This window comes from Thalassotalea nanhaiensis (assembly GCF_031583575.1).
GTDB classification, from domain to species: domain Bacteria; phylum Pseudomonadota; class Gammaproteobacteria; order Enterobacterales; family Alteromonadaceae; genus Thalassotalea_A; species Thalassotalea_A nanhaiensis.
Genome location: NZ_CP134146.1, coordinates 1,065,027 through 1,089,986 on the forward strand (window position 1 = coordinate 1,065,027; position 24,960 = coordinate 1,089,986).

24 protein-coding genes are annotated in these 24,960 nt (G+C 38.6%); 17 read left to right on the forward strand and 7 right to left on the reverse strand.

The genetic code is table 11. The features are described 5' to 3' along the window. Nucleotides 1-8: 8 nt before the first annotated feature. Together ffh and RI845_RS04875 are read left to right on the forward strand one after the other, a co-directional pair. Nucleotides 9-1,412: a signal recognition particle protein gene (gene ffh, locus RI845_RS04870; protein ID WP_348388623.1), complete on the forward strand. Its 1,404-nt coding sequence runs from the start codon at nucleotides 9-11 to the stop codon at nucleotides 1,410-1,412. A gap of 216 nt (nucleotides 1,413-1,628) precedes the next feature. Next, nucleotides 1,629-2,744, forward strand: coding sequence for a hypothetical protein (locus RI845_RS04875; RefSeq protein WP_348388624.1), 1,116 nt, complete (start codon nucleotides 1,629-1,631; stop codon nucleotides 2,742-2,744). Between the two features lie 53 nt (nucleotides 2,745-2,797). Here the strand turns inward: RI845_RS04875 and RI845_RS04880 are convergent, their stop codons facing one another. Further along, nucleotides 2,798-3,763, reverse strand: coding sequence for a DMT family transporter (locus RI845_RS04880; protein ID WP_348388625.1), 966 nt, complete (start codon nucleotides 3,761-3,763; stop codon nucleotides 2,798-2,800). Nucleotides 3,764-4,008: 245 nt separating this feature from the next. On the opposite strand from RI845_RS04880, the gene rpsP reads away from it, so the two are divergent. From rpsP to rplS, 4 genes are read left to right on the forward strand one after another with little or no spacing between them, the layout of a single operon-like run. After that, nucleotides 4,009-4,254: a 30S ribosomal protein S16 gene (gene rpsP / locus RI845_RS04885; protein ID WP_033078455.1), complete on the forward strand. Its 246-nt coding sequence runs from the start codon at nucleotides 4,009-4,011 to the stop codon at nucleotides 4,252-4,254. A gap of 38 nt (nucleotides 4,255-4,292) precedes the next feature. Continuing rightward, nucleotides 4,293-4,814, forward strand: a complete 522-nt coding sequence (gene rimM / locus RI845_RS04890; protein ID WP_348388626.1) for a ribosome maturation factor RimM — start codon at nucleotides 4,293-4,295, stop codon at nucleotides 4,812-4,814. A gap of 19 nt (nucleotides 4,815-4,833) precedes the next feature. Further along, nucleotides 4,834-5,580 carry a tRNA (guanosine(37)-N1)-methyltransferase TrmD gene (trmD, locus tag RI845_RS04895; RefSeq protein ID WP_405054118.1) on the forward strand — a complete coding sequence of 249 codons (747 nt, stop codon included), beginning with the start codon at nucleotides 4,834-4,836 and terminating at the stop codon, nucleotides 5,578-5,580. A gap of 31 nt (nucleotides 5,581-5,611) precedes the next feature. Further along, entirely contained in the window at nucleotides 5,612-5,962 is a 351-nt protein-coding gene (rplS, locus tag RI845_RS04900; protein ID WP_348388628.1) for a 50S ribosomal protein L19, read from the forward strand. 447 nt (nucleotides 5,963-6,409) lie between these two features. On the opposite strand, the gene RI845_RS04905 is transcribed toward rplS, so the two are convergent. Together RI845_RS04905 and RI845_RS04910 are read right to left on the reverse strand one after the other, a co-directional pair. Then, entirely contained in the window at nucleotides 6,410-6,802 is a 393-nt protein-coding gene (locus RI845_RS04905; protein ID WP_348388629.1) for a hypothetical protein, read from the reverse strand. 80 nt (nucleotides 6,803-6,882) lie between these two features. Beyond that, nucleotides 6,883-7,347 carry an OmpA family protein gene (locus RI845_RS04910; protein WP_348388630.1) on the reverse strand — a complete coding sequence of 155 codons (465 nt, stop codon included), beginning with the start codon at nucleotides 7,345-7,347 and terminating at the stop codon, nucleotides 6,883-6,885. 289 nt (nucleotides 7,348-7,636) lie between these two features. Between RI845_RS04910 and acs the strand changes: the two genes are divergently transcribed. From acs to RI845_RS04930, 4 genes are all read left to right on the forward strand, one after another. Next, entirely contained in the window at nucleotides 7,637-9,577 is a 1,941-nt protein-coding gene (gene acs / locus RI845_RS04915; RefSeq protein ID WP_348388631.1) for an acetate--CoA ligase, read from the forward strand. A gap of 357 nt (nucleotides 9,578-9,934) precedes the next feature. After that, a complete protein-coding gene (locus RI845_RS04920; RefSeq protein ID WP_348388632.1) occupies nucleotides 9,935-11,005 on the forward strand; it encodes a 3-deoxy-7-phosphoheptulonate synthase in 1,071 nt (356 codons plus the stop codon). 20 nt (nucleotides 11,006-11,025) lie between these two features. After that, on the forward strand, nucleotides 11,026-12,153 hold the full coding sequence (gene tyrA, locus RI845_RS04925; protein ID WP_348388633.1) for a bifunctional chorismate mutase/prephenate dehydrogenase: 1,128 nt from the start codon (nucleotides 11,026-11,028) through the stop codon (nucleotides 12,151-12,153). Continuing rightward, nucleotides 12,140-12,706, forward strand: a complete 567-nt coding sequence (locus tag RI845_RS04930) for a thioredoxin family protein (RefSeq protein ID WP_348388634.1) — start codon at nucleotides 12,140-12,142, stop codon at nucleotides 12,704-12,706. The genes tyrA and RI845_RS04930 overlap by 14 nt, the downstream gene beginning before the upstream one ends. Before the next feature lie 4 nt (nucleotides 12,707-12,710). Here RI845_RS04930 and RI845_RS04935 read toward each other — a convergent pair whose 3' ends face one another. Both RI845_RS04935 and RI845_RS04940 read right to left on the reverse strand, forming a co-directional pair. After that, nucleotides 12,711-13,157, reverse strand: a complete 447-nt coding sequence (locus tag RI845_RS04935) for a hypothetical protein (RefSeq protein ID WP_348388635.1) — start codon at nucleotides 13,155-13,157, stop codon at nucleotides 12,711-12,713. A gap of 68 nt (nucleotides 13,158-13,225) precedes the next feature. Then, nucleotides 13,226-13,966: a DUF748 domain-containing protein gene (locus RI845_RS04940; RefSeq protein WP_348388636.1), complete on the reverse strand. Its 741-nt coding sequence runs from the start codon at nucleotides 13,964-13,966 to the stop codon at nucleotides 13,226-13,228. A 172-nt stretch (nucleotides 13,967-14,138) separates the two neighbouring features. Here RI845_RS04940 and RI845_RS04945 point away from each other — a divergent pair, with 172 nt between their 5' ends. Together RI845_RS04945 and RI845_RS04950 are read left to right on the forward strand one after the other, a co-directional pair. Further along, entirely contained in the window at nucleotides 14,139-15,206 is a 1,068-nt protein-coding gene (locus tag RI845_RS04945) for an efflux RND transporter periplasmic adaptor subunit (protein ID WP_348388637.1), read from the forward strand. Next, nucleotides 15,206-18,289: an efflux RND transporter permease subunit gene (locus RI845_RS04950; protein WP_348388638.1), complete on the forward strand. Its 3,084-nt coding sequence runs from the start codon at nucleotides 15,206-15,208 to the stop codon at nucleotides 18,287-18,289. The genes RI845_RS04945 and RI845_RS04950 overlap by 1 nt, the downstream gene beginning before the upstream one ends. Before the next feature lie 93 nt (nucleotides 18,290-18,382). On the opposite strand, the gene RI845_RS04955 is transcribed toward RI845_RS04950, so the two are convergent. Beyond that, on the reverse strand, nucleotides 18,383-19,564 hold the full coding sequence (locus RI845_RS04955) for a chorismate mutase (RefSeq protein WP_348388639.1): 1,182 nt from the start codon (nucleotides 19,562-19,564) through the stop codon (nucleotides 18,383-18,385). A gap of 241 nt (nucleotides 19,565-19,805) precedes the next feature. On the opposite strand from RI845_RS04955, the gene RI845_RS04960 reads away from it, so the two are divergent. The 5 genes from RI845_RS04960 (at nucleotide 19,806) to RI845_RS04980 (ending at nucleotide 23,470) form a co-directional block, all read left to right on the forward strand. Then, nucleotides 19,806-20,357: a DUF2058 domain-containing protein gene (locus tag RI845_RS04960; RefSeq protein WP_348388640.1), complete on the forward strand. Its 552-nt coding sequence runs from the start codon at nucleotides 19,806-19,808 to the stop codon at nucleotides 20,355-20,357. 89 nt (nucleotides 20,358-20,446) lie between these two features. Further along, the gene (locus RI845_RS04965; RefSeq protein WP_348388641.1) at nucleotides 20,447-20,806 is read left to right on the forward strand and encodes a glutaredoxin family protein; all 360 of its coding nucleotides are present in this window, start codon (nucleotides 20,447-20,449) and stop codon (nucleotides 20,804-20,806) included. A 131-nt stretch (nucleotides 20,807-20,937) separates the two neighbouring features. Further along, nucleotides 20,938-21,939 (forward strand): protein-methionine-sulfoxide reductase catalytic subunit MsrP, encoded by a 1,002-nt coding sequence (gene msrP / locus RI845_RS04970; protein ID WP_348388642.1) that lies wholly within the window; start codon nucleotides 20,938-20,940, stop codon nucleotides 21,937-21,939. Nucleotides 21,940-21,965: 26 nt separating this feature from the next. Then, entirely contained in the window at nucleotides 21,966-22,562 is a 597-nt protein-coding gene (gene msrQ / locus RI845_RS04975; protein ID WP_348388643.1) for a protein-methionine-sulfoxide reductase heme-binding subunit MsrQ, read from the forward strand. A 47-nt stretch (nucleotides 22,563-22,609) separates the two neighbouring features. Then, nucleotides 22,610-23,470: an RluA family pseudouridine synthase gene (locus RI845_RS04980; protein ID WP_348388644.1), complete on the forward strand. Its 861-nt coding sequence runs from the start codon at nucleotides 22,610-22,612 to the stop codon at nucleotides 23,468-23,470. Here RI845_RS04980 and megL read toward each other — a convergent pair. Continuing rightward, nucleotides 23,467-24,684, reverse strand: a complete 1,218-nt coding sequence (gene megL / locus RI845_RS04985; RefSeq protein WP_348388645.1) for a methionine gamma-lyase — start codon at nucleotides 24,682-24,684, stop codon at nucleotides 23,467-23,469. The two genes, RI845_RS04980 and megL, sit on opposite strands and share 4 nt — an antisense overlap. Nucleotides 24,685-24,960: the final 276 nt, after the last annotated feature.

Below are 24,960 nucleotides of genomic sequence, written 5' to 3' on the forward strand. Positions count from 1 at the left end.
ATTAGACTATGTTTGAGAATCTCTCCGATCGTTTATCCAAAACCCTGAAGAATATCAGTGGTCGTGGTCGTCTTACCGAAGACAACATTAAAGACACCTTGCGCGAAGTGCGTATGGCTCTATTAGAAGCCGACGTAGCTTTACCGGTTATTCGTGAATTTATCGCCAATGTAAAAGAAAGAGCTGTTGGCCAAGAAGTTTCGAAAAGTTTATCTCCAGGGCAAATTTTCGTAAAAATAGTTCGTACTGAACTTGAATCGGCAATGGGTCAAGCTAATGAAGCGCTAGACTTAAAAGCAACGCCTCCGGCAATTATCTTAATGGCGGGTTTACAAGGTGCGGGTAAAACGACCTCTGTTGCCAAATTAGCTAAATTCTTAAAAGAACGCGAAAAGAAAAAAGTCTTAGTGGTGAGCGCCGATGTTTATCGTCCTGCCGCCATTAAACAGCTTGAAACATTAGCCGGCGAAGTTGATGTTGAGTTTTTCCCAAGTGATATTTCTCAAAAACCTACGGCTATTGCTAATAGCGCAATAGATCATGCAAAGAAACAGTTTTGTGATGTGGTGATTGTTGATACTGCGGGTCGTTTACACGTAGACGGCGAGATGATGGATGAAATTAAACAATTACATTCCAACATCAACCCAGTAGAAACGTTATTTGTCGTTGATGCCATGACTGGTCAAGATGCTGCCAACACGGCAAAAGCATTTAACGACGCTTTACCATTAACCGGTGTTATCTTAACCAAGACCGATGGTGATGCTCGTGGTGGTGCGGCGCTATCAATTCGTCACATTACTGGTAAGCCAATTAAGTTTATGGGGGTTGGTGAAAAAACTGACGCCTTAGAACCGTTTCACCCAGATCGTGTAGCGTCTCGAATTCTTGGAATGGGTGATGTGTTATCACTTATTGAAGAAGTTGAGCAAAAAGTTGATAAGAAAAAAGCGGAACAGTTAGCTAAAAAAGTTAAAAGTGGTAAAGGGTTCAGCTTAGAAGATTTTCGTGATCAACTTGTGCAAATGAAAAGCATGGGTGGCATGATGGGCATGATGGATAAATTACCGGGTATGGGTAATATGTCTGAGCAAGTTAAAGGTCAAATGGATGATAAAGTTACCATACGCATGGAAGCTATCATCAATTCGATGACACCAGGTGAACGTGAACGCCCTGATATTATTAAAGGCTCACGTAAACGTAGAATTGCTGCCGGTTCAGGAACACAAATTCAAGATGTGAATAAGTTGCTTAAGCAATTTACCCAAATGCAAAAAATGATGAAAAAAATGTCTGGCAAAGGCGGCATGAAAAAAATGATGCGCTCAATGCAAGGCATGATGCCACCAGGTGGAATGGGCGGCATGGGTGGTATGGGCGGCCCTGGCGGTATGTTCCGCAAGTAAGGCTTGTTTCACTGAATTACACACGAATAAATTCACCCAACCAAATGTAAGTAATGGTTGGTCCGAATTTATTCGGTCGTAATCCCCTAAGGGTGAATTCATTCTGACGTTATAACGCGATATAACAAGCTTAAAAATCTCAGTTTGAGCTATCCATTACTCTCATGTAGTATGTTTAAACGAGTTCAACTTCCAATTTCCAAAGGCATTCAGTAAGTGCAGTTAATAAAATCTCTTTTTTGTTTCAAAGGCTTAGATAATTCAGAGCGTTATTTTGCTATCAGCATCTGTTGCTTGGCCGTTTTCTTTTTATTTAACGGCGTTATTTTATCCTCTCTAACTGCAAAGTTAATTCTTTTAGTGCTCATCACCATTGTTTATTTTGCTGCAGGCATACGTCGTTGTAGAGATAGCCATAAACGTTCAATGACAGCATGGCTAACGAGCATTGTTACATTTTTGTCATTCTTAGTGATTATTTTAATCCCGTCGGCAACCAGTTATGTATTACTAATATTACCGGTAATGGCGAGTTTGTATTTATTTTCATTACCGTCTTTTGCTCCACAAGTATATGTTATGGGGTATTGTGGACCCGTCGATCTTAGTGAGTTATCAGAGCCGGTAAAGGTAGAGCGAAAACCATTATCAAATAGAATTGAACCAAGTTTATTTGGCGTAACAAACCAACAGGATGATGAGTTAAGTTTTTATGCGCCATCAATCGAGCCAGAAAATGTAGAGCAACCTGCTACACAACCACCTAGGCAAGCAAGTAATGATTTAGCTTTGTTTATACACAAGTGGTTAATAGCAAATCAAAAAATTGCGGTTGCCGCTGGAATATTCATTTTATTTATCAGTGCTGTTATTACCAGCTTACCTTTTATCAACAATGCAATGACTGCAGATAGTGAAGCGCAAACCGCTGAGCAACAAGCAGCTAAGCCAGAAACTGCAGTTACACAACGTCAACAGTTATTGGCAATGCCTGATGAGTTTTATTTATTGTTAGATCAAAACGAAGGTCTAATTGTGCATTGGCAAGCTGATTTAATTCGTGAAGGTGAAATTTGGTCACAAGCAAGTGCGACAGGTGACGATAGTTGTGAAGTTATTGAGTTTAATAATGGCGATAAAGTCAGAACCATTAATGTTGTGGTAGAAGACTCAGGCAGCTATTACGCAAACTTTTCACCATTAGATACGGCTTCAGTGGTGAGGTCGTTAGCAAGACGCGGTAATTTTGGCCTATGTGGATATAACTTCTCACTTAAAGGCTCACAAAAAGCGTTAAACTCTAATCCAATCTACAGTGATTACGCTAATTAATACTTTCAATTAAAGCCAAGTACTTAATCTTGTACTTGGCTTTCATCCTAAAGTTATATTCTTACCAAACGCTTTAATGCTCTAAAATTGTCTTTAGTTAGAATTTTATTTCCTAATGCAGTAAGCATAGAGCCTAATACAACTAAGCAAGCACCAATATAGGCAAGGTTGTTTAATGACTGCGCACTGAACATTTCAGGCCAAATTTTCTCGGCAATAGTTGCAAACAGTACGGTTAATAATGGTGTGATCGCTAATACTGCACTTACTTTCGATGCTGGCCAATACTCTAGTGATTCGGCAAAAGTACCGTAAGCGATTAAAGTGTTTGCACAACAAAAAATTAATAATACTATTGCGATTAAGTTTAATGAACCAATCTCTGCAGGCGAGGCTACCGGTAAAAAGAACAAGCTGGAAAATAAATAAATAAACCACATTATTTGGTTTGAGCTAAAGTGGTTCAGCATTTTCTTTTGCAAAATAGCATAAATTGCCCAGGTAGAAGATGCGCCAAGCATAATGATAAACCCGGTGATGAAATTATCACTATCAAGCTCTCCTGCATTACTGAACTGTTGATTAAAGAACAACACCAAGCCTGATATAAGTACAACAGAGCCAACCATTTGACCTCGGCTAAACGATTCTTTTAAGAAAAACACGCTGCCGACAAGCATCATAAATGGTGCCATCTGGATCAGCATTTGTGCTGTTTCTGCAGGCACATAATATAAGGCTGATAAATATAAGATGTAATTTAGCGATAAAAATATCGCAGCTAAAAACAAACGTTTAAACAAACTTTTGTTTTTAAAAATAGCAGTTGGGATCTTATTCTTCTTATAAAGCATAAAAGAAACAAAGATGGCAGCAAAAAAGAATCGGTACCAGGTGATGGTGTAGGAATCCATAAGCTGTAAAACACTGGTCAGGGCTAAAGGTAGTAAACCCCACATTACTGCTGTAGTTAAAGCTAAGCTTAAACCTTTTATATTGCTGCTTGCTGCTGTTGGCATAATAAGATTGTTTTAACCGGTTGCGATCTGCTGAAATTAGTAGTTAAACAGTACTAATTTGTAAATGAGGCCGGATTTTATCTTAGATTTTAGCGATTAGCTTGTTTTTTTCGATTATTTTACCGTTAAAGTCGCATTTAAGTTGCAATTTAGCTGTAAAAGCGTAAAATCTGCGAGCTTTTCTTTCCCTAGTGGTAAGAAAGTGTCTGGAAAATTCGTTTTATAACTTAAATATAGAGGACGGTATGGTAACCATTCGTTTAGCTCGTGGCGGCGCGAAAAAGCGTCCATTTTTTACAGTGGTTGTTGCTGACAGCCGTAACTCTCGCGATGGTCGTTTCATCGAGAAAGTTGGTTTCTTCAACCCTACTGCACAAGGTCAAGCGGAAAAACTTCGTTTAGATCTTGACCGTATCAACCACTGGGTTGGTCAAGGTGCTACGGTTTCTGACCGTGTTGCAAAGTTAGTTAAAGACGCTTCTGCGGCTTAATTAACTTATTGAAATTGAATAAAGAGAATTAGTAAAACATGGAAAAAGAAGTCATCCTTGGAAAAATTGGTGCTGTTTACGGCATTAAAGGTTGGTTAAAAATTCATTCTTTTGCCGATTCTCCAGAAGCAATTTTCGATTATAGCCCTTGGGTGTTAAATCTTAATGGCAAAAAACTAACAGTAACAGTAAGTGAATGGCGTCGCCATTCAAATAGCTTAATTGCTAAATTTGCTGACATTAGTGACCGTAACGAAGCTCAGTTAAGAACTGGTGCTGAAATTACAGTAGCGAGTGATCTACTGCCAGAATTACCAGAAGGTGAGTTTTACTGGCGCGATCTAATCGGTATGGATGTGGTGAATACCTCTGGTTATAACCTGGGTAAAGTAACTGACATCATGGAAACCGGCTCAAACGATGTACTGGTAGTTAAAGCTAATCGCACTGATGCGTTTGGCAAAAAGGAAAGGTTAATTCCTTACCTTGATGAGCAAGTGATCAAAACTGTTTCACTTGACTCGAAACAAATTGACGTGGACTGGGACCCAGGTTTCTAACTCAATGACTAATAGTAAAATGCGGATAGAGGTGATAAGCCTTTTTCCTGAAATGTTTACTGCTATCACTGAGTCTGGGGTGACAGGAAGAGCGATTCGTAATGGCTTGATAGATTTCCAAACATGGAATCCTAGAGAGTTTACTAACGATAAGCATCGTACCGTTGATGATCGTCCTTATGGCGGTGGTCCGGGAATGCTTATGATGGTACAACCATTACGAGATGCCATTAAAGCTGCCAAACAATCGGCAGGTGATGATGCGCATGTGATCTACCTTTCGCCACAGGGACGAAAGCTTGACCAAGCGGGTGTACGTGAATTATCGACTCATAAGTCATTGGTATTAATTGCCGGGCGTTATGAGGGCATTGACGAAAGATTAATCGAGTCGGATATCGACGAAGAATGGTCTATCGGCGATTTTGTGTTAACTGGCGGTGAATTACCGGCAATGACCTTAATCGATGCAGTTGCACGATTTGTACCTGGTGTATTAGGGCATAATCAATCGGCTGAGCAGGATTCATTTTCTGACGGTTTATTAGATTGTCCACATTACACAAGGCCAGAAGTTCTGGATAATAAATCTGTACCTAAAGTTTTGCTTAGTGGTAATCATGAACATATTCGCCAATGGCGTATGCAACAGTCTTTAGAAAGAACCTGGACTCGACGTCCAGAATTACTAACAAACCTAGCTCTGACTGCCGAGCAGGATAAAATGCTGAAGCTTATTAAGCAGAAGCCCAAATCCGGCAAATAGTAGCAGTGTAACCTAGGAAGAAAGGTGTATTATGAGTAATATCATTAATCAGCTCGAACAAGAGCAAATGAAAACTGACGTACCAGCGTTTGCCCCTGGTGATACTTTAGTTGTTAAAGTTAAAGTAAAAGAAGGTAACAAAGAACGTCTTCAAGCATTTGAAGGTGTTGTAATCGCTAAGAAAAACCGCGGATTGCATTCTGCTTTTACTGTTCGTAAAATCTCGAACGGTGAAGGTGTAGAGCGTGTATTCCAGACACATAGCCCAATTGTTGCTGAAATTTCAGTTAAACGTCGTGGTGATGTACGTCAAGCCAAACTTTACTATCTACGTGAACTTTCTGGTAAGAAAGCACGTATTAAAGAGAAGTTGGGTAAGTAATTTATTACTTGTTCCAAAAAAAGGCTGCCTAAGGGCAGCCTTTTTTTTGGCCATGGATGGCCTATATGACAAAAATGCAGGAGCAATTTTTTGTTTTTACTTCAGGGATGATGGAATGCAAATCGCCAAGGATGGCATTAGATTTGTAACTTCAGGGACAATTATTAAAGCGTCCATGCATAATTGCATATACAGCATCCTTGCTGAAAATGATGGAATGCAAATCGCCAAGGACCGTTCATTCACATCCATGTGATCACGGTATTCATCACATCGTGTGAATCATGGTAATAGATTTGTAAAGGATGGCTATTGATTCGGCGTCTTTTCGGTATAAGCTATTTTTAAAACCATAAATTTTAAGCTGCAAGTTTAAAATATATCGTTGGTCCGAATTTATTCGGACGTAATCCTCGAAGAGCTAATTTATTCAAAGGTTATCCCTGCCTAAGTTAACATATTTAACGCTTCTTCAATTTCTTGCCAGCGCTTTTCGGTAAAATTACTGTTTGCCGTTTCATACGATTGCCCTTGCTCATCAACAAGCAACGTAACCTTGTCAATGCGTTTAATATGAGCATATTCAGCAACAGGAAAATGCCAATACACTGTATGACTATTACGGCTAATTATCTCTGTGTCAGTAATGATTAATGAAGGGTGATGTCGCGCTGCCCAAACCATTGCAAATAAGATAAAACATAGCAGTTGTACAATATTTATAAAGACTAAATAGCCTAAAACCAGGCTAACAATGGCCGTAATTAGGCTGATTAAAACTAAGGATAGATAGTGACCTTGTGGTGTAACATAGGGTTTAGGTTTAAATTCTTGTAGCATACTTATAAAGTCAATAATTTAAAAAAGGAAAAGCCAGTTATAAACTGGCCTTTAAAGGATGTTATTTGTTACAGAAGCTATTAATAAATAATTTCCACATGGCGATCGGTTTTAGGGTTACTATTTTGACGTTTAGGATCGCCTTTGCCCATAGTTGTAGGCGTTAATCGTTCCTTCTCAACGCCAGCATTAACCAAATACACCCAAACTGATAATGCTCGCTCCTTACCTAGGTTATAGTTGAAGTCTTCTCCACCAACCAGGTCGGTATGCCCTTGTAATACAATTTGCCCATTTTTAAGCGATTTCATTGCCTCTAGGTGAGTATTAAGAACTTTCATGCTGTCTTCATTAAGTTCACTGGAGTTGAAATCAAAATAAACAAATGGCTGAGCTGACACTGGTGCTGTTTCTGTTGGTGCCTCGGGCTCGTTGATAATTGCTGCATCAAGGTGAGGTTTGATCTGGTTTGCGCTTTTGAAATTTGCATTTGAATGACAAGCACTAATAAGTACAAGCAGGCTGAGTATTGATAACTTTTTCATCTTAAATTTCAAAACCTAAAATTCTTTTAATAATATAAAGTTATAACATGATATCGTAATTTTGCGATGAAAAATGTAATAAATATGAAAAGGATTGGTAGCAATTTTATTTCAATAAAATGTAAAATACAGATGACAGCGCTGTCATTTTGTGGTTTTATATATGCTATTACAAAAATGTAATATATAAAATGTTGAAAATATTCTATGTTTGTTAACTGTGAATACCTCTTAAATTTTTATATTACAATTTATAATCAATAACATGAAACACCATCAGGCGAATTAAATGAACGAATTAGAAAAGTTTTATCCGATAAAAGATGCTGCAAAATCACATAGTTATTTGGATGAACCAACATACAAAGCGATGTATCAACAATCGATTACTGATCCTGATAAATTCTGGAGCGAGCAAGCTAATGAATTTTTAGATTGGTATAAACCGTTTGATCGGGTAAGCAACGTTGACTTTAATCGAGCTGATATTGAGTGGTTCAAAGGTGGCCAATTAAACGTTAGTTATAATTGTATAGATCGCCACTTAAAAGAGCGCGGTGAGCAAACGGCGATTATATTCGAAGGTGATGAACCCAGCGATACCAGAAACATTTCTTATAATGAGCTGCATGAACAAGTATGTAAGTTTGCCAACGTATTAAAACAGCGAGGTGTTAAAAAGGGCGATACCGTGTGTATTTATATGCCAATGATCCCCGAAGTTGGTTATGCCATGTTAGCCTGTGCCCGCATTGGTGCAGTACATTCCGTTGTATTTGGTGGTTTTTCTACAGAGTCAATCAAAGCTCGAATTCAAGCCGCTGATTGTAAGGTTGTGATCACTGCTGATGAAAGTGTTCGTGGCGGCAAGGTTATCCCTTTAAAAGCCAATGTAGATACTGCAGTAAGCGACTGCCCTAATGTTCATTCGGTAGTTGTTGTTGCTCGCACTGGTGCTGATGTCGCTTGGAATGATGAAATAGATGTAAATTATCAGCAAGCGATGAGTTCAGTTTCTGCAGTATGTGAACCAGAAGTTATGGACGCAGAAGATCCGTTATTTATCCTTTATACATCCGGCTCAACAGGTGCTCCTAAGGGCGTTGTCCATACTTGTGGTGGTTATCTGTTATATGCTGCCATGACACATAAATACGTATTTGATTACCGTGACGGCGATATTTACTGGTGTACTGCTGATGCTGGTTGGATCACCGGTCACAGTTATATTTTTTATGGTCCGTTAGCTAATGGTGCAACAACGTTGGTATTTGAAGGTGTACCAACATACCCTGATGCAGGTCGTTGTTGGGATATGGTACAGCGTCATAAAATTAACGTGTTTTACACAGCTCCTACTGCCATCAGAGCATTAATGGGCATAGGTGATGAATATGTTTTAGATAAAGATTTATCATCTCTGCGTCTGTTAGGCACAGTGGGTGAGCCAATAAATCCAGAGGCTTGGCATTGGTATTATGAAATTGTTGGCAAAAGTAATTGCCCAATTGTTGATACCTGGTGGCAAACTGAAACCGGCGGTATTTTAATTACGTCACTACCTGGCTCTGCTGGTATGAAACCTGGGGCTGCTGGATTACCTTTCTTTGGTGTTCAACCAGTAATTATCGATAAAGAAGGTAACGAGCAAAGTGGTGAAGCGCGAGGTGCATTAGTGATGAAGGGCAGTTGGCCTGGACAGATGCGCACCTTGTATGGCGATCATGATCGTTTTCATCAAACTTATTTTAGCCAATGTGCTGGTTACTACTATACTGGCGATGGCGTGCAACGAGATAAGGATGGATATTATTGGATCTTAGGCCGCATTGATGATGTGTTAAATGTTTCGGGGCATCGTTTAGGTACCGCTGAAATTGAAAGTGCGTTAGTACTTCACCCTAAAATTTCTGAAGCTGCCGTTGTCGGTTACCCTCATGATATTAAAGGCCAGGGCGTTTATGCCTATGTCACCTTGATGCATGATGAAGTTGAAAGTGAAGAGCTTATCAGTGAACTTAAAGCATTGGTTGCAAAGGAATTAGGCAGTTTTTCAAAGCCAGATCTAATTCAATGGGCACCAGGATTACCAAAAACTCGTTCAGGAAAGATAATGCGCCGTATTTTGCGTAAAATTGCTGAGAATGACTTAGGAACTTTAGGTGATACTTCTACACTGGCAGATCCCAGCGTCGTAGAAGACTTAATCGAACGTCGATTACTTCGTTAGACTCTGTAGATCTTTTACGAGAGTTTATTGTTACAACGGAGGTGTAAGCCTCCGTTTTTCGTTAAAAAACCTACTTTGATATATGTAATTACAATTTGTATAAAAATAAAACTTGCCAGCATAAACTAAAAACTGCTACAAATACCTATCAGCTCTGTTTTAGAGCATGCGAGTTTTGGCCAGACCTTATAATTTCTGGTTCGTATAATTAATAGAAAGATATGCAAATTCAAAATTTAAACCTCCGATATTATCGCTATACCTATCTTTATTACTAAATTTTATTTAGTACCCCCTGCTGTATCTTATTAATTTTAAAAATTTTCAATCAACAACAAAACTTATATCGGAAAAACTATGCACACTAGCAAACTTAACGACGTTCATGTTAATTCAGAAGAAGTCTTAATTACTCCAAACCAGTTAAAAGAAAAATTACCATTGAGCCAATCTGACCGGGAATTTATTTTAAATTCACGTGAGGTGATTTCAAACATTATTCACAAACAAGACTCTCGTCTGTTGGTGATTTCGGGCCCATGTTCGGTCCATGATGTCGAAGCGGCAAAAGAGTATGGTCGTAAACTCAAAGAGTTGCATGATAAGTATAAAGATACTTTATACATTGTTATGCGTGTTTACTTTGAGAAACCACGCACTACCGTTGGCTGGAAAGGGTTAATTAACGATCCTCACATGGATGGTAGCTTTGATGTAGCTGCTGGCTTAGAAACCGCACGTGAACTGCTTATTTACTTAACAGAGCTGGGCTTACCATTAGCAACCGAAGCATTAGACCCAATTTCGCCACAATACTTAGCTGAATTATTCAGTTGGTCTGCTATTGGTGCACGAACTACAGAATCACAAACACACCGTGAAATGGCAAGTGGTTTATCAATGCCAATTGGTTTTAAAAATGGTACGAATGGTTCATTAGGTGTTGCAATTAATGCGATGCAATCGGCTGCTTCATCACACCGTTTTATGGGCATTAATAAAGAAGGCCAAGTAGCCCTACTTAAAACCTCAGGAAACCCTGATGGGCACGTTATCTTACGTGGTGGTCAACAACCTAATTATGATTCTGTTAATGTTGCTATGTGTGAGCAAAGCCTAGATAAAGCAAAGTTGGAGCAGGCATTGGTTGTAGATTGTTCTCATGCAAATTCGAGCAAAGATCACAACCGTCAACCATTGGTTGCTGAGAACGTTGTTAATCAAATTTGTGAAGGTAATAAATCAATCATAGGGCTTATGCTGGAAAGTAATTTAAATGCTGGTAACCAAAGTTCAGATTTACCAAAATCAGAGCTTGCTTACGGTGTGTCAGTAACAGATGCATGTATCGATTGGGCTGCAACAGTGGATTTGTTTGAAAAAACTCATGCTAAGCTTAAAGATATTTTACCAACACGCATTGGCTAATAAGAGTAAAGTAAGTATTAATGACAACCTTTGATAAAAAACTACAACAATGTAGAAATGACATCGACGAAATTGATCAGCAACTGGTTAACCTATTGGCAAAACGCCGAGAAGTAACCTGTCGGGTTGGTGAATTGAAAAGCCAAGTTGGTATGCCAATTTTTGCACCTGATCGTGAAAATCAATTACTGGCTAAGCTTGCCAAGCAAGCTCAGGCTGTTGGTTTGTCAGTGCCTTTAGTTGAGGATGTGTTTCGCCGCATAATGCGTGATTCATACTCTTCGCAAGATGAACAAGGCTATCAATGTATAAACCCTGATGCAGGTAAAGTTGTGGTTATTGGTGGCCAAGGCCAACTTGGCCAAGTGTTTGTCGATTTATTTACTCGAACCGGCTATCAAGTATCAATACTTGAAAAAGATGACTGGCAAAATGCTGACAGCATCTTTGCGAATGCAGGGTTAGTGATTGTCGCTGTACCAATCAATTTAACTGAGCTTGTTATCAGCAAGTTATCAAACTTGCCGATTGATTGTATTTTAGCTGATATAACCAGTATTAAAGCTAAGCCATTGCGAGCAATGATGGCAGTCCACCGTGGACCTGTTGTTGGTTTGCACCCTATGTTTGGCCCAGATGTTACTGGTTTAATTAAACAAACCATTATTGTTTGCCATGGTGAACAGTTAGACAAGTACCAATGGTTGCTTGATCAGTTTACTGTGTGGGGCGCGTTAAACTATGTGGTAAGTGCTAAAGAGCATGATGAAGCTATGGCAATGGTCCAGGTTATGCGTCACTTTTCAACAGTGAGTTATGGTTATCATTTGATGCAAGAAGATGTAGAGCTAGAGCAGCTACTTGCGATGAGTTCACCTATTTATCGGCTTGAGTTGGCTATGGTTGGGCGTTTATTCGCTCAAGATCCCAACCTATATGCTGATATCATATTTTCAAATCCGGATAATGTGGTGATGATGAAACGTTTTGCCAATCGATTTGTGGAACTGTTATCATCAGTGGAGCAAGGCAATAAATCAGATTTTATTGCAAAGTTTAAGCAAGTAGCGGATTGGTTTGGCGATGATGCGCAAAACTTCTTACTAGAATCCACTTCATTATTGGAAAAAGCTCGTGAACATAAATAACTCAAATGATAGCAACGCTGAAAGTAACAATAAAAAAATAACCTTTTTGCAAAAGTACAAAAAAACGATTATGTTTTTAGCATTTGCATTTTGGGTTGGTTTTGCTGTTTTGTATTCAATGCAATCCAATGCGAAAGAGCCTTATCCTGTAGGGGACATTAGTAAGCAACAATTATTGGAAAACCACCAAGAATTTGCCGATAACTATTATGATTACCAGCTTTCAGACAATGAATTAACCGCAATAGATGCGATAGCTGATAAGGTAAATATAAAAGTATTTTTTGGTACTTGGTGCCACGACAGCGAACGAGAAGTACCGCGTTTTTTACAAAGTTTTAAACACAGTCAGTCAAAGGTGTCATTAATTGCTTTGGATGGCAATAAATCTGATCCTGATGGTTTAGCAAAACAAAACAAGATTAAATACACCCCTACGTTTGTTGTTTATGACGGAAATGTAGAAATAGGGCGTATTGTTGAACGTCCAAAACAGTCTTTGGCAGAAGATATTTGGATGATTTGGTACAACTACTCATCAACAAAAACTTAATTGCTTACTTCAGCTCTTGTAAAGTCATAAGCACTAGCTGACGGTTTTTCTCAATCGCGTAATTAATTTGTTTATTGCTAGTTTCTTGCTCTGCCATCAATTGCCAATGTTCTGACCATGTATTATGTAAGTCATCAGCATTGGCTTTAACTTCGATAGAAACGGTTGGTGATAAATCCTGAATGTATAGAATGTGACGCCAACCTTTAATTGGGTCGACGTTTTTTCCATTTTCATTATAAAAGGCAGTATCAACTAAAAGCTGAAGCTCTGCTAACGACATTAGTATTTGAAATGACGATGTGCGAACGTTACGGTTAAACTCTGTTTGTTCATTTCGCCAAGTATTATACGCGAGTGACGTTATAGCAATAACGATACTTACAATAGCAATAAGGTTGTTTTTTACTTGCTGTTTTATTGATACGTTTTTATCGTCATTCGTATTCATATTGTCCTTATATCAATTCAATAATATAAAGTGTTAAGGGTTATTTATAAACGCTTAAGGGCAAACTATTAACCGTGCTTTTTCTTCAGTTTTTCAAGAAAGTCTTGTTTTTTCTTGTCTAGTTTTTCTTTCATAACTTGTTTGTATTGTTTTTTAGCAGCTGCAGAAATTTCCTTAAACAAACTATTACCTATTACTGCCCCTAATTCACTGGCTGGCAATCCTTCTTCGCCGCCAATAGCGCCAAGCTGCACACTTGGTATTTCTACATCATAAGTTTTACCATTTACTTGGCGAAGATCAACAGTCAAAGCAACTCCGGCTAACTCTAAATTGTTAATAGAGATACGCGGTTCTGGTTTACTGTCTTTTTTCTTTTTAGTTTCTGGCTCTGATTCAGACTTTGGGATCTGATTATTTATCGCCGTTAATAAGTCTTTCAAGTTGTTGTTGCCACTTTTGTCAAACTCAACAAATGCTTGTGGTTTTTTAAGCACAATAGATTCTAGAACGAAAGGAGATTGGCCGATAGATTTCATATCAATATCTAAAGAAACTTCACCTAAGTAAAATGCTTTAGGTTGTTGATATTTAACTGGATTCTCAATGCTTATACCATAAATACCACCAAAGCCTTCGCTTAACTTTATGTCCACCTTATCAACGGTTACCGTTTCTCCAGTTAGTTTTGAACCATGAATTTCAATTTGAGAACGGACAAAACCATTCCAATCTGCTGATGCCAAAAACCAGAGCATGGCACCAAAAAAAAGTAAAAGGCCAATCGCAATTGCTGAAAGTTTATTCATGTTTTTTCCAAAAGTTTGTTAAAGAAATATAAGCCTTTATAATTATAGCCTTAGAAAATAATTATTTAACCTATTAAATGTGTAATTCAACGTATTAACATCGTTTCAAAATGTAATGTACGTTATATTGCTTTTTTGTAATATCACATCTTATTTTGGATAGAACCGTCATATGGAATCAGAAAAAACGTCTCGTTTACCGTTAATAATCCTTTCCGGATTACTTATCGCGTTATTAGGTTATCTTTATCTACCTGAAGAAAATGTTAGTCAATCTCAAAGTGCAAGAGTCGTGTCAGTAAAGACTACCCCTGTTGTTTTGGCTGAGTTTAGTGATGAATTTGAAGCTTTAGGTACAACAAAAGCTAATGAAGACGTTATTATTGCAGCTCAATATTCAGATATTATTGAATCGATCCATTTTGATGATGGCGACACTGTAAAAAAAGGCGACATCTTAGTTGAGCTTTTTAAAAAAGAAGAACAGGCAAAAATTAAAGAGTTACAAGCAAACTTAGATCAAGCTAGTGCCCAACTTCAACGCTATAAAGACCTACTCAAACAAAGCGCTGCTTCAATAGCTCAACGTGACGAACAAAAAGCTAAGGTGCAATCATTTCGCGCACAACTATTAAGTGCACAAGCGACGTTAAATAACTTAACCATAAGAGCTCCCTTTGATGGGCAACTTGGCTTTCGTCAGGTCAGTGTTGGCGCGTTAATTAATGACGGTTCAACTATCACAACCTTGGACGACATTTCTATAATTAAGCTCGATTTTGCTATTCCTGAACGTTTTATAACAACAGTAAATATTGGTCAGGCTATTGCAGCAACCAACGTTGCTTATCCTGGTGTAAAATTTATCGGTAAAGTTACCAGTATTTCGCCCCGCGTAGATGCTGTAACTCGTACGATCCAAATTCGAGCCGAGATTGATAACAGCAATATGCAATTACGTCCAGGCATGTTAATGAGTATTATTCTAGAGCGTAATGTTGCACAAGTATTGCAAATACCTGAAAGCGCTGTCATTCCTTTTGAAGATAAACACTTTGTTTTTGTTGTCCAAAACGACACTGCAAAGAGAGTTGATATCTCAGTAGGGCGTCGTAAACCTGGCATAGTTGAGGTTTCTTCAGGCATAAAAGAAGGCACAAAGGTTGTTATCGAAGGCGCACTAAAATTAAGAGATGGTGCCAAAGTTAAAGCAGAGTCATCTATATTGGAAACTAAGTAATGATATTGTCAGATCTTTCGGTAAAAAGACCTGTTTTTGCAACGGTTTTGAATTTGCTTATTGTAACGTTTGGTATAGTTGCTTTCCTGTTATTACCATTGCGAGAATATCCTGATACAGATAAACCTGTGGTTTCTGTATCTACTTCATACCCAGGTGCTTCTGCAGCTATTGTTGAAACCAAAATAACTCAGGTTTTAGAAGACAAAATTAGTGGTATTGAAGGTGTTAAAAACATTAAATCAACTTCACGGGATGGCCGCTCTCGAATTTCGATAGAGTTTAATATTGAACGAGATGTAGATGGTGCTGCCAACGATGTGCGCGATAAAATCTCTTCTGAATTACGCCGACTACCTGATCAAGCCGATCCTCCAGAAGTAAAAAAAGCCAACGATGATGATGACGTTATTGCTTGGTTTACGTTGCAAAGTGAAGTATTTAATACTCTGGAGCTGACTGATTATGCTAATCGATACATCGTTGACCGATTTGCGGTAGTTAATGGTGTCGCCGAAGTAATGGTTGGCGGCGGTCGCAACTACGCGATGAAAATAACACTGAACCGACAAGCAATGGCAGCGCGCGATATTACCGTTAGTGACATTGAATCAACGCTGAAGGCTGAGAATGTTGAACTGCCTGCTGGTGAAGTTAAATCAATAGATAGAATTTTTAATGTGAGAGTTTCTCGCAGTTATAAAACCGATGTTGATTTTGCCAATATGGTTATTGGTCGAGGCGAAAATAATTCGTTAATACGATTATCTGATGTAGCAAAAGTAGAAGTTACCGCCGAAGATGAAGAGACTATGTTTAGGGGCTATGGCCGAAACATGGTTGGTTTAGGCATTATTAAACAATCAACAGCGAATACTATCGATGTAGTCAGTGCCGCTGAAAAAGAAATGGATTTGGTGAAGCTGAATTTACCGGCTGGCACGACCATTACGCCGAGCTATGACTCATCTACCTTTATTAAAGAGTCTATCAAAGAAGTGTATAACACCTTAGGTGTCGCCATGTTAATGGTGGTGTTGGTTATTTTCTTATTTTTAGGCAATATTAGAGCTACATTTATCCCGGCAGTTACTGTACCTGTTGCCTTAATTGGCTCAATGATAGTACTCAGCTCACTTGGCTTTTCTATCAATTTATTAACACTGTTAGCCTTAGTGCTCGCCATAGGGTTAGTGGTTGATGACTCCATTGTGGTATTAGAAAATATTTATCGACGGATTGAAGAAGGTGAAAAACCGCTTGCTGCTGCGTTTAATGGTGGTCGAGAAGTTGCCTTCGCCGTTGTTGCCACTACATTAGTGTTAGTCGCGGTTTTCGTACCGTTAATATTTATGTCTGGTGATATTGGCCGGTTATTCACTGAGTTTGCCTTGGCAATCGCTGCCGCTGTTATTTTTTCAAGTATCACGGCATTATCACTAACGCCAATGATGTGTTCAAAGCTACTAAAACACCGCAAACGTAGTTCTTCGTTTGGCCAGTTTTTGGACAGAAATTTTGCCAAGCTTGAAGCCAAATATGCAAAGACCTTATCTTCAGTAATTAAACAGCCGTTAATGATCGTATTGGTTATGCTGTTAGCCTTTGCCAGCTTATGGACTATTTTCAATAAGCTGCCAAGCGAGTACGCGCCAAAAGAAGATCGTGGAGGTGCATTCTTAATCATGAGTGGCGCTGAAGGCGCAAGCTTTAAAAGTAACGCCGGTAATATGCTGCAAATTGAAGAAAAGTTATTAAATCATTATGAAGATGGAACCTTAGAGCGTGTACTTGTGAGAGTACCTGGCTTTGGGGGAACGGGCGGAATTGCAATTATTGGTTTACCACCTTGGCAAGAACGCGACATTTCTACTCAAGATTTCATCAATGGCTTTAATGAGGAACTTGCGGATGTCACCGATGTGCGTGCATTTGTAATGACACGCGGTGGTTTAGGCGGCCGTGGTGGTGGTGGTCGTCCGATAGGTTTTGTTCTACAAGGGACTAACTACGATGAGTTGGCTCGTTGGCGCGATATCATTATGGAAAAAGCGCAAGAAAATCCAAATATAGTTGGCCTAGACAGCGATTACAAAGAAACGTCACCGCAAATATTGGTTAATATTGATCGCACTCGAGCGTCTGATCTTGGTGTTACCGTTGGTGATATAGGTATGACTTTGGAAACCATGCTAGGTAAACGCCGAGTAACAACCTATATTGACCGTGGTGAAGAATATGATGTGCTGTTAGCTGGTAATGAAGATGAATATCGCTCTCCAGATAGTATTGATAATATTTATGTTCGTTCTGATTCAACCGATCAATTAGTGCCAATGTCTAATTTGATTAGCTTTGAAGAGAATGCCCGTTCAACAACATTGAACCGTTATAATCGTTTAAGAAGCATTACCTTGTCAGGCAATTTAGCAGAAGGCTATACACTTGGTGAGGCATTAGATTTTCTAAATAACGTCGTTAAAGATGAACTGCCAGCTGAAGCATCAGTTGATTACACCGGACAATCACAAAAGCTTAAAGATGGCAGTAGCTCTATGCTGATTATTTTTGGCTTGGCGCTATTAATTACCTACTTAGTATTAGCTGCTCAGTTTGAAAGCTTTATTCATCCATTTGTGATCATGCTTACTGTGCCTTTGGCCCTTGTTGGTGCCATGGCTGGTTTATATGTTATGGGCATGAGCTTAAATATCTACAGCCAAATAGGCATTGTTATGTTAATTGGTTTGGCGGCCAAAAATGGTATTTTAATTGTAGAATTTGCTAACCAACTACGTGATGCCGGTGAAGAGTTTACCGATGCAATTGTTAAAGGTGCTCAGCAACGATTACGTCCAATTATCATGACCTCATTTACAACAGTAATGAGTGCAATTCCACTTGTTATCGCGGTTGGTCCTGGTGCTGAAAGCCGTATGGTTATTGGTGTGGTTATTTTTGCAGGGGTATCGCTAGCGAGTATCTTTACCTTGTTTATTGTACCTGGTGCATATTACTGGTTGTGTCGTGGCACTAAATCACCGGAATATATTGCTAAGCAGTTAGCTGAGCAAAATAGCTAGTACTTCTAATTCCAACTGGATTTATATATTCCAGCCATGAACGAAAAAAGCCAATCGAATGATTGGCTTTTTTATGTTCCTTGCAAGTTGCTTTTATTCTTCTAACGCTTTCGCTGGTACGTTTGTTGGTTTTATTTGCTCAGTTGCGTAACAACCTAACACTTTAATAAAACGGGTTAGTTGTGTCAGTTTAGCTAAACAGTCTTGCATTGCTGAGGCGCGTAAATTCGCTTCTAAATCAATGTAAAACATTTCCTCCCATGGTCTACCCTGAATTGGACGAGACTCAAGCTTGCTCATGTTTATGCCATATTCTTTTAATACCACTAAACAATCAACAAGCGCGCCTGGCTCTTGGCTGGTGGCTAGAATTAAGGTGGTTTTTGCTGGAATTTGTTCGGCAACTTCAACCGGCTTTCTGGCAACAAGAATAAAGCGACTGTGATTTTCAGCTTGATTGGCTATAGACTTGGTTAGTGCCATTAAGTCATATAACTTGCCGCCTTCTTCAGAGCCTATTACAGCAACGTTGGCAAGTTTGGATTCTGCTGCTTTTTGCATAGCTTGTGCGCTGGAGTCACAATATTCAATGCGAATGTTATCTTGTTTATTTAAAAAGTTACTGCACTGCTGCACAGGTTGTGCATGAGCATAAATGGTATCAATTTGCTCTAAAGAGGTATTTACCGCTGTTAATAAACAATGATCGATAGGCTGTGATAGTTCACCAACAATTGAAAGATTTGTATGCTGAAGTAGGTCGTACACTTCATTGATGCTGCCCGAACTAGTGTTCTCAATTGGTAGCATTCCGTAATCAACATTACCCGATTCTACTTGATGCAAAATATCATCAAAACTGGCGCATCCAAACTCGATTATTTCTTCGGCTCTGCGCGAAAAATAACGATAGCTGGCTAAATAGCTGTACGAACCTTTATCGCCTAGAAACGCTACGCTTACCGTTGGCGTTTTAATGTTCGGATTTTTTAATTGCTGTAAATACGCTTGTTGATTTAATACCGAATCTTCAATGATGGTTTGAAAAATGTTGGTCACGTAATGAGCATCGAGTCCTTGCTCTTTACCTATTTGAATTAGTTTTACCAATAACTCTTGTTCACGTTGTTGATCTCGAACTGGACGAACTTGATGAGCTTTGCTTTTTGCAACATTTAACGTAAGAGAGCGGCGCTTGGCAAACAGGCTTAAAAGATCTTGATCTAATTGGGTGATCTCTTGACGAATAACATTTAAATCTAAACTATCTTTCACTTTTGACGCCTTAATTTTATTGATAAAAAAAGCCTTCATGGTTATGAAGGCTTTCGTGGTTATTATTTGAAATACGAAAATCCTCCAGCATTAGCTGGTAAAGAAGATAAATTTAAACGCGATATTCATATATTTCATTCCTCTAATGTATAAATGCAGCGAAAAAGAGTCAACTGATAAATGCTTTTCTGATAAAATAATCGGCCATAACATAGAATTTTTCGATATTTGTAGGTTTTTGATGTCATCATTACAAGATCAGTTACTAAAAGCGGGTTTAACTACCAAGCAAAAAACTCGCCAGGCGAATAGTGACAAACGTAAAAAGAATAAACAAAAGCGCAGTGGTGTAGCTATTGAAGCCACATTACAAGAACAGGTAAAGCAAGATTTAGCTAAAGCACAAGCTGAAAAAGCAGCAAAAGATAATGAGCTAAACGCGCAGAAGAAACAGCAGTTAGCTGAAAAAGAATTACAGCAAAGAATACTACAAATTCTAGAACATCATAATATAAAAGGCATTAACGGTGAGGTTGAATATAACTATACCGATAATGGCAAAGTGAAAAAGCTTTATATCAATGACACCACACAAAAAGCATTGGTAAATGGTCGTTTAGCCATTTGTGCTCTAAGTGGTGTTACTTATTTAGTTACCAATGAAACCGCTGAAAAAATTGCTACATTAGATGAAAACGTCATCCTACTGAGTAATGAAAAAGTAGATGTTGATGACATCGATGAAGATGATCCGTATGCAGATTATCAGATCCCAGATGATTTAATGTGGTAACCCACTAATACTATCCTATTTGACCCAAACTGAATTTGGTAAATAAATTGCCAGGTTCGTTTATGATTTAACTTTATTTAAGGAACACCATGGCTTTATTACGATTTATTATTGGCCGTATCATTTTATTGATAAACTTTATATTTTCACCAAAAGCAATGAAACGCGAACCAATAGCACAGCAATCGGTTGATCAACAAACAGAAAACTTTAGTTTATACCAATTAAATGCTTGCCCATTTTGTGTAAAAGTTCGTCGCAACATTAAACGCAATAGTTTAAACATTGAATTACGCGACATTAAAAAAGATAACCATCTAGATGAGTTAGTTGCCAACGGTGGTAAACGCACTGTCCCTTGTTTACGTATTGATAAAGAAGATGGCAGTAGTGAGTGGATGTATGAGTCTAAAGTTATTTCTTCATACCTTGATCAAGTCGCTGCATAATAAAATAGCGCTGTAATAATTGGAAAATGAGGCCGAGCACTGCTCGGCCTCATTGTATCAGCGCTAAATTCATTGAAAGTATTTATCTTTATTCTCTGTCTGTTAATCTAAGAGGATGATAAGGAGATGCTGTGTTAATAAAATCAAAAAAGAAAAGTGAATTAGTTGAAAGTCAGGTGACTGATGAAGCCATTTATTACAGTCGCCGTAAGGTGCTTAAGCAATTAGGATTTGTTGGCGCATCTGCGTTAATTGCAGGTAACAGTTTGCCTAAGTTGGCATGGGCTAACAGTAACTCTTCTTTTAAAACTACCGCATTAGATTTCAAAAAGTCTCAATACTCCGACATCCAAGATAAGCTAACCCCTGAGCAAAAAGTTATTTCTCATAATAACTTTTATGAATTTGGCGCTAAAAAAGATCAACCTGCAGAGCTGGCACAAAACTTCAAAGTTGACCCTTGGCAGTTAAAAATAACCGGTGAAGTAGATAAGCCATTTACTTTAGATTACAACGAGCTGTTTTCCAGCTTTACTATTGAAGAGCGTATTTATCGTTTGCGCTGTGTGGAAGCTTGGTCAATAGTGATCCCTTGGTTGGGTTTTCGGTTAGCTGATGTGCTCAAAAAAGCTCAGCCAAATTCAAAGGCAAAATATGTGGCCTTTAAAACCTTGCATGATCCCAAGCAAATGCCCGGCCAATCTAACCGATATTTAGGTGGCGGTATAAAATACCCTTATGTAGAAGGACTGCGCATTGATGAGGCGATGAATGATTTAAGCCTGCTATCTGTTGGTCTGTATGGAAAGACTTTACCCCCACAAAATGGTGCGCCAATACGCTTAGTCACGCCGTGGAAATACGGTTTCAAAAGTATAAAATCGATTGTTGAAATTAAATTGGTCGAGAGAAAACCAAAAACTACTTGGAATAAACTCGCGCCCAATGAATATGGCTTTTATGCCAATGTAAACCCAGAGGTAGACCATCCTAGATGGTCACAAGCCAGTGAACGTAGGCTCACCGGTGGCGGGTTGTTTGCTCGAAACCGCATTGAAACGCAAATGTTCAACGGCTATGGTGAAGAAGTTGCTGATTTATATAAAGGCATGAACCTTCGAAAAAACTATTAATCAGGACCAATCTGAGCCGATATACAATGCGCAATTCAGTTAAAATATTTTTATTAAAAACAGTAATTCATTGCGCGGCATTTATACCTGCCGCAATAATGTATTACCTTGCGATTATGGATAAGCTCGGCAGTGATCCTGTGGAAGAAATCATCCATTTCACCGGTATTAGTGCATTAAATATTCTGTTGCTTACCTTATTAATCTCGCCAATGGCTAAGTACTTAAAGCAAGGTTGGTTGGTAAATGTCAGACGTTTATTAGGTTTGTATGCATTCTTTTATGCCTGTTTACATATGCTCAGTTTTTTATTTTTTGAATTGCAGTTTGATTTCAGTTTGTTTATTGATGAAGTAATTGAGCGACCATATATCACTGTAGGTATGTGTGCTTATGCCATCATTTTAATGTTGGCATTTACTTCCTGGAGTAAAATTCGCAGTAAGATGGGAAAAAAATGGCAAACCTTACACAATTATAACTATTTGTTGGTTACCTTGGTTTGTATACATTTTTATTGGTCGGTTAAGTCTGAAATTATTGAGCCCAGTATTTATTTTATCCTGTTATTTTTCTTACTTTATCAACGTAAAGATAAATTCAAGCGTTGGTTTAAGAGGTAAAATAGGCTAAAGTTCCAACATAATTACTTTGTTATTTGCATAGTTAAATGACCGATAGTCCACAAGAGTTCCACCTTAATATCACTAACCCAGATGACTCTGTTGTAGAGTTGTTAGCAAATGCTGCCAAACTTTCAAAACAAGAAGTTAAACAGGCAATGCAAAAAGGCTGTGTATGGTTACAAAGAGGCTCAAGCACTAATCGCTTACGGCGAGCAAAAAAAGCGTTAAAAGCCGGCGATATTGTTCATATGTATTACAATCCACAAGTATTGGCGCAAGTGGTTGCAGATGCAATATTGATAGATGATCAACAATCATTCAGTGTTTGGTATAAGCCTTACGGTATGCTGTGCCAGGGCTCAAAATGGAGCGATCATACAACCATAAACCGTTTTGCTGAAACTCATTTGCAGCCACAACGACCGGCATTTATTGTTCATCGTTTAGACCGAGCGACATCGGGCTTAATCGTTGTTGCCCATACTAAAGCAGCCGTTCAACAGTTAACCAAGGCATTCGAACAACGAAGCACGAGTAAAACCTACCAAGCCATCGTCCATGGTAACCACTCATTGATGGCTCAACCGCAAACCATAAATATAGATATTGATAGTAAAAGTGCCATAAGCCATGTTACTTGCTTAGCTTATGATGGAGATCGTGATCGTTCTTTGGTGCAAGTGAAAATAGAAACTGGTCGTAAACACCAGATACGAAAACACTTAGCAGGAATTGGACTGCCCATTGTTGGCGATAGGCTACATGGTGAGGAAGAGAGTCGCTGTACAGGAAAAGACTTGCAGCTGTGTGCGGTGTATTTAAAAATTCCTTGTCCCACTACTGCCAATAGCAGTAACCAGCACAAGGAATATTACCTACCAGATGCGAATAAACTTAAGCTTTAACTAAAGTTAATCACATTTTCATGTTTGCTATTTTTAAGCATGGTTAATGAGTTGTTTAAATCGTTAATAATATCTTCAGGGTTTTCCAAACCAACAGAAATACGGATCAAGCTGTCACTTATGCCTGCATCTAAACGTTCTTCCGGGCTATACGGTGAATGAGTCATTGAAGCAGGATGTTGAATCAATGACTCGGCATCACCTAAGCTTACTGCAATTGAAAAAAGTTGCATCTGGTTAATTAACTGAGCACCATCAGCTAGGTCTCCTTCAATTTCAAACGCAATTACACCACCGGCCGCGCTCATTTGTTTACCAATAAATTTATGACCACTATGGCTTTTTAAACCTGGGTAATAAACGCACTTTACCATAGGGTGCTGTTCTAAAAATTCAGCCACTTGTTGAGCACTTTTACAATGTCTTTCCATTCTAATTGGTAGTGTTTTTAAACCACGAAGAATTAACCATGCATCGTGTGGGCTTATGGTCGCGCCAATGTCTTTGAGCACCGTTAGCTTAATATGTTCTATCATTTCTCGGGTACCACAAACGATACCGGCAACAACATCACCGTGACCGTTTAAATATTTAGTAGCACTGTGAATTACAATATCAATGCCAAACTCTATTGGGCGCTGTAGTATTGGCGTTAAAAACGTATTATCAACAATAGAAAGTAAATTATGCTGTTTTGCCACCCGACCGATCATTTCAATATCTAATACAACTAAATTAGGATTAATCGGTGTTTCTAAAAACAACACTTTAGTGTTCGGTTTAATTGCATTCACAATTTCAGCTTCATCACACATATCAACAAATGTTACTTCAATACCAAAGCGGGTTAATTGATGAGCCATTAGCGCATAACTACACCCGTAAACAGCTTTCGATGAAATTAGATGATCACCAGCGCTTAAATTTGCTAATAATGCGGCTGAAACCGCGCCCATACCAGTAGCAGTGGCTGCTGCATCTTCCATACCTTCTAAAGCGGCCACGCGTTGTTCAAGTTGACGTGTGGTAGGGTTTCCTAGACGAGTGTAAATAAAACCGTCTTGCTCTCCAGCAAATCGTTGCGAGCCTTGCTCAGCATTATCGAAAATAAACGTAGAGGTTTGATAAAGCGGCGTCGCAAGAGAGCCAAATTGCTCATCATTAATACGGCCGGCGTGAATTGCTTGAGTGTCTATATGTGTTTGTTTTTTCATTAATTTTCTCTAGTTATGAGTGCTGTAAGCAACTAATTTCATTGTTTATAAGTCTTACTTACAACAGTGCAATTTCCTTGCCGAATTTATTTACTGTAATGAAATCAGTAAGTTATTCAGGGTAAAGGTTTGTATAAATATAAATGTGTAATAATATTATTACGGGTTGGTGGCGTAGAGATAAACCCTTTCACATACAGCTCTAATTAGCAGGGTGTTTTACAGTTTGTAATAATTAAGTTACAGTGTAATAAGGTTGTTACATTGGTTTTGGTT

Excerpts from the sequence above, each read along its gene's own strand:
- msrQ (WP_348388643.1), top strand. The coding sequence starts at position 21,966 with ATGCGCAATTCAGTTAAAATATTTTTATTAAAAACAGTAATTCATTGC.
- RI845_RS04910 (WP_348388630.1), bottom strand. The coding sequence starts at position 7,347 with ATGAAAAAGTTATCAATACTCAGCCTGCTTGTACTTATTAGTGCTTGT.
- RI845_RS04945 (WP_348388637.1), top strand. The coding sequence starts at position 14,139 with ATGGAATCAGAAAAAACGTCTCGTTTACCGTTAATAATCCTTTCCGGA.
- RI845_RS04880 (WP_348388625.1), bottom strand. The coding sequence starts at position 3,763 with ATGCCAACAGCAGCAAGCAGCAATATAAAAGGTTTAAGCTTAGCTTTA.
- RI845_RS04940 (WP_348388636.1), bottom strand. The coding sequence starts at position 13,966 with ATGAATAAACTTTCAGCAATTGCGATTGGCCTTTTACTTTTTTTTGGT.
- ffh (WP_348388623.1), top strand. The coding sequence starts at position 9 with ATGTTTGAGAATCTCTCCGATCGTTTATCCAAAACCCTGAAGAATATC.
- RI845_RS04965 (WP_348388641.1), top strand. The coding sequence starts at position 20,447 with ATGGCTTTATTACGATTTATTATTGGCCGTATCATTTTATTGATAAAC.
- trmD (WP_405054118.1), top strand. The coding sequence starts at position 4,834 with ATGCGGATAGAGGTGATAAGCCTTTTTCCTGAAATGTTTACTGCTATC.
- rplS (WP_348388628.1), top strand. The coding sequence starts at position 5,612 with ATGAGTAATATCATTAATCAGCTCGAACAAGAGCAAATGAAAACTGAC.
- megL (WP_348388645.1), bottom strand. The coding sequence starts at position 24,684 with ATGAAAAAACAAACACATATAGACACTCAAGCAATTCACGCCGGCCGT.
- RI845_RS04920 (WP_348388632.1), top strand. The coding sequence starts at position 9,935 with ATGCACACTAGCAAACTTAACGACGTTCATGTTAATTCAGAAGAAGTC.
- RI845_RS04980 (WP_348388644.1), top strand. The coding sequence starts at position 22,610 with ATGACCGATAGTCCACAAGAGTTCCACCTTAATATCACTAACCCAGAT.
- RI845_RS04950 (WP_348388638.1), top strand. The coding sequence starts at position 15,206 with ATGATATTGTCAGATCTTTCGGTAAAAAGACCTGTTTTTGCAACGGTT.
- acs (WP_348388631.1), top strand. The coding sequence starts at position 7,637 with ATGAACGAATTAGAAAAGTTTTATCCGATAAAAGATGCTGCAAAATCA.
- RI845_RS04905 (WP_348388629.1), bottom strand. The coding sequence starts at position 6,802 with ATGCTACAAGAATTTAAACCTAAACCCTATGTTACACCACAAGGTCAC.
- rpsP (WP_033078455.1), top strand. The coding sequence starts at position 4,009 with ATGGTAACCATTCGTTTAGCTCGTGGCGGCGCGAAAAAGCGTCCATTT.
- RI845_RS04935 (WP_348388635.1), bottom strand. The coding sequence starts at position 13,157 with ATGAATACGAATGACGATAAAAACGTATCAATAAAACAGCAAGTAAAA.
- rimM (WP_348388626.1), top strand. The coding sequence starts at position 4,293 with ATGGAAAAAGAAGTCATCCTTGGAAAAATTGGTGCTGTTTACGGCATT.
- tyrA (WP_348388633.1), top strand. The coding sequence starts at position 11,026 with ATGACAACCTTTGATAAAAAACTACAACAATGTAGAAATGACATCGAC.
- RI845_RS04960 (WP_348388640.1), top strand. The coding sequence starts at position 19,806 with ATGTCATCATTACAAGATCAGTTACTAAAAGCGGGTTTAACTACCAAG.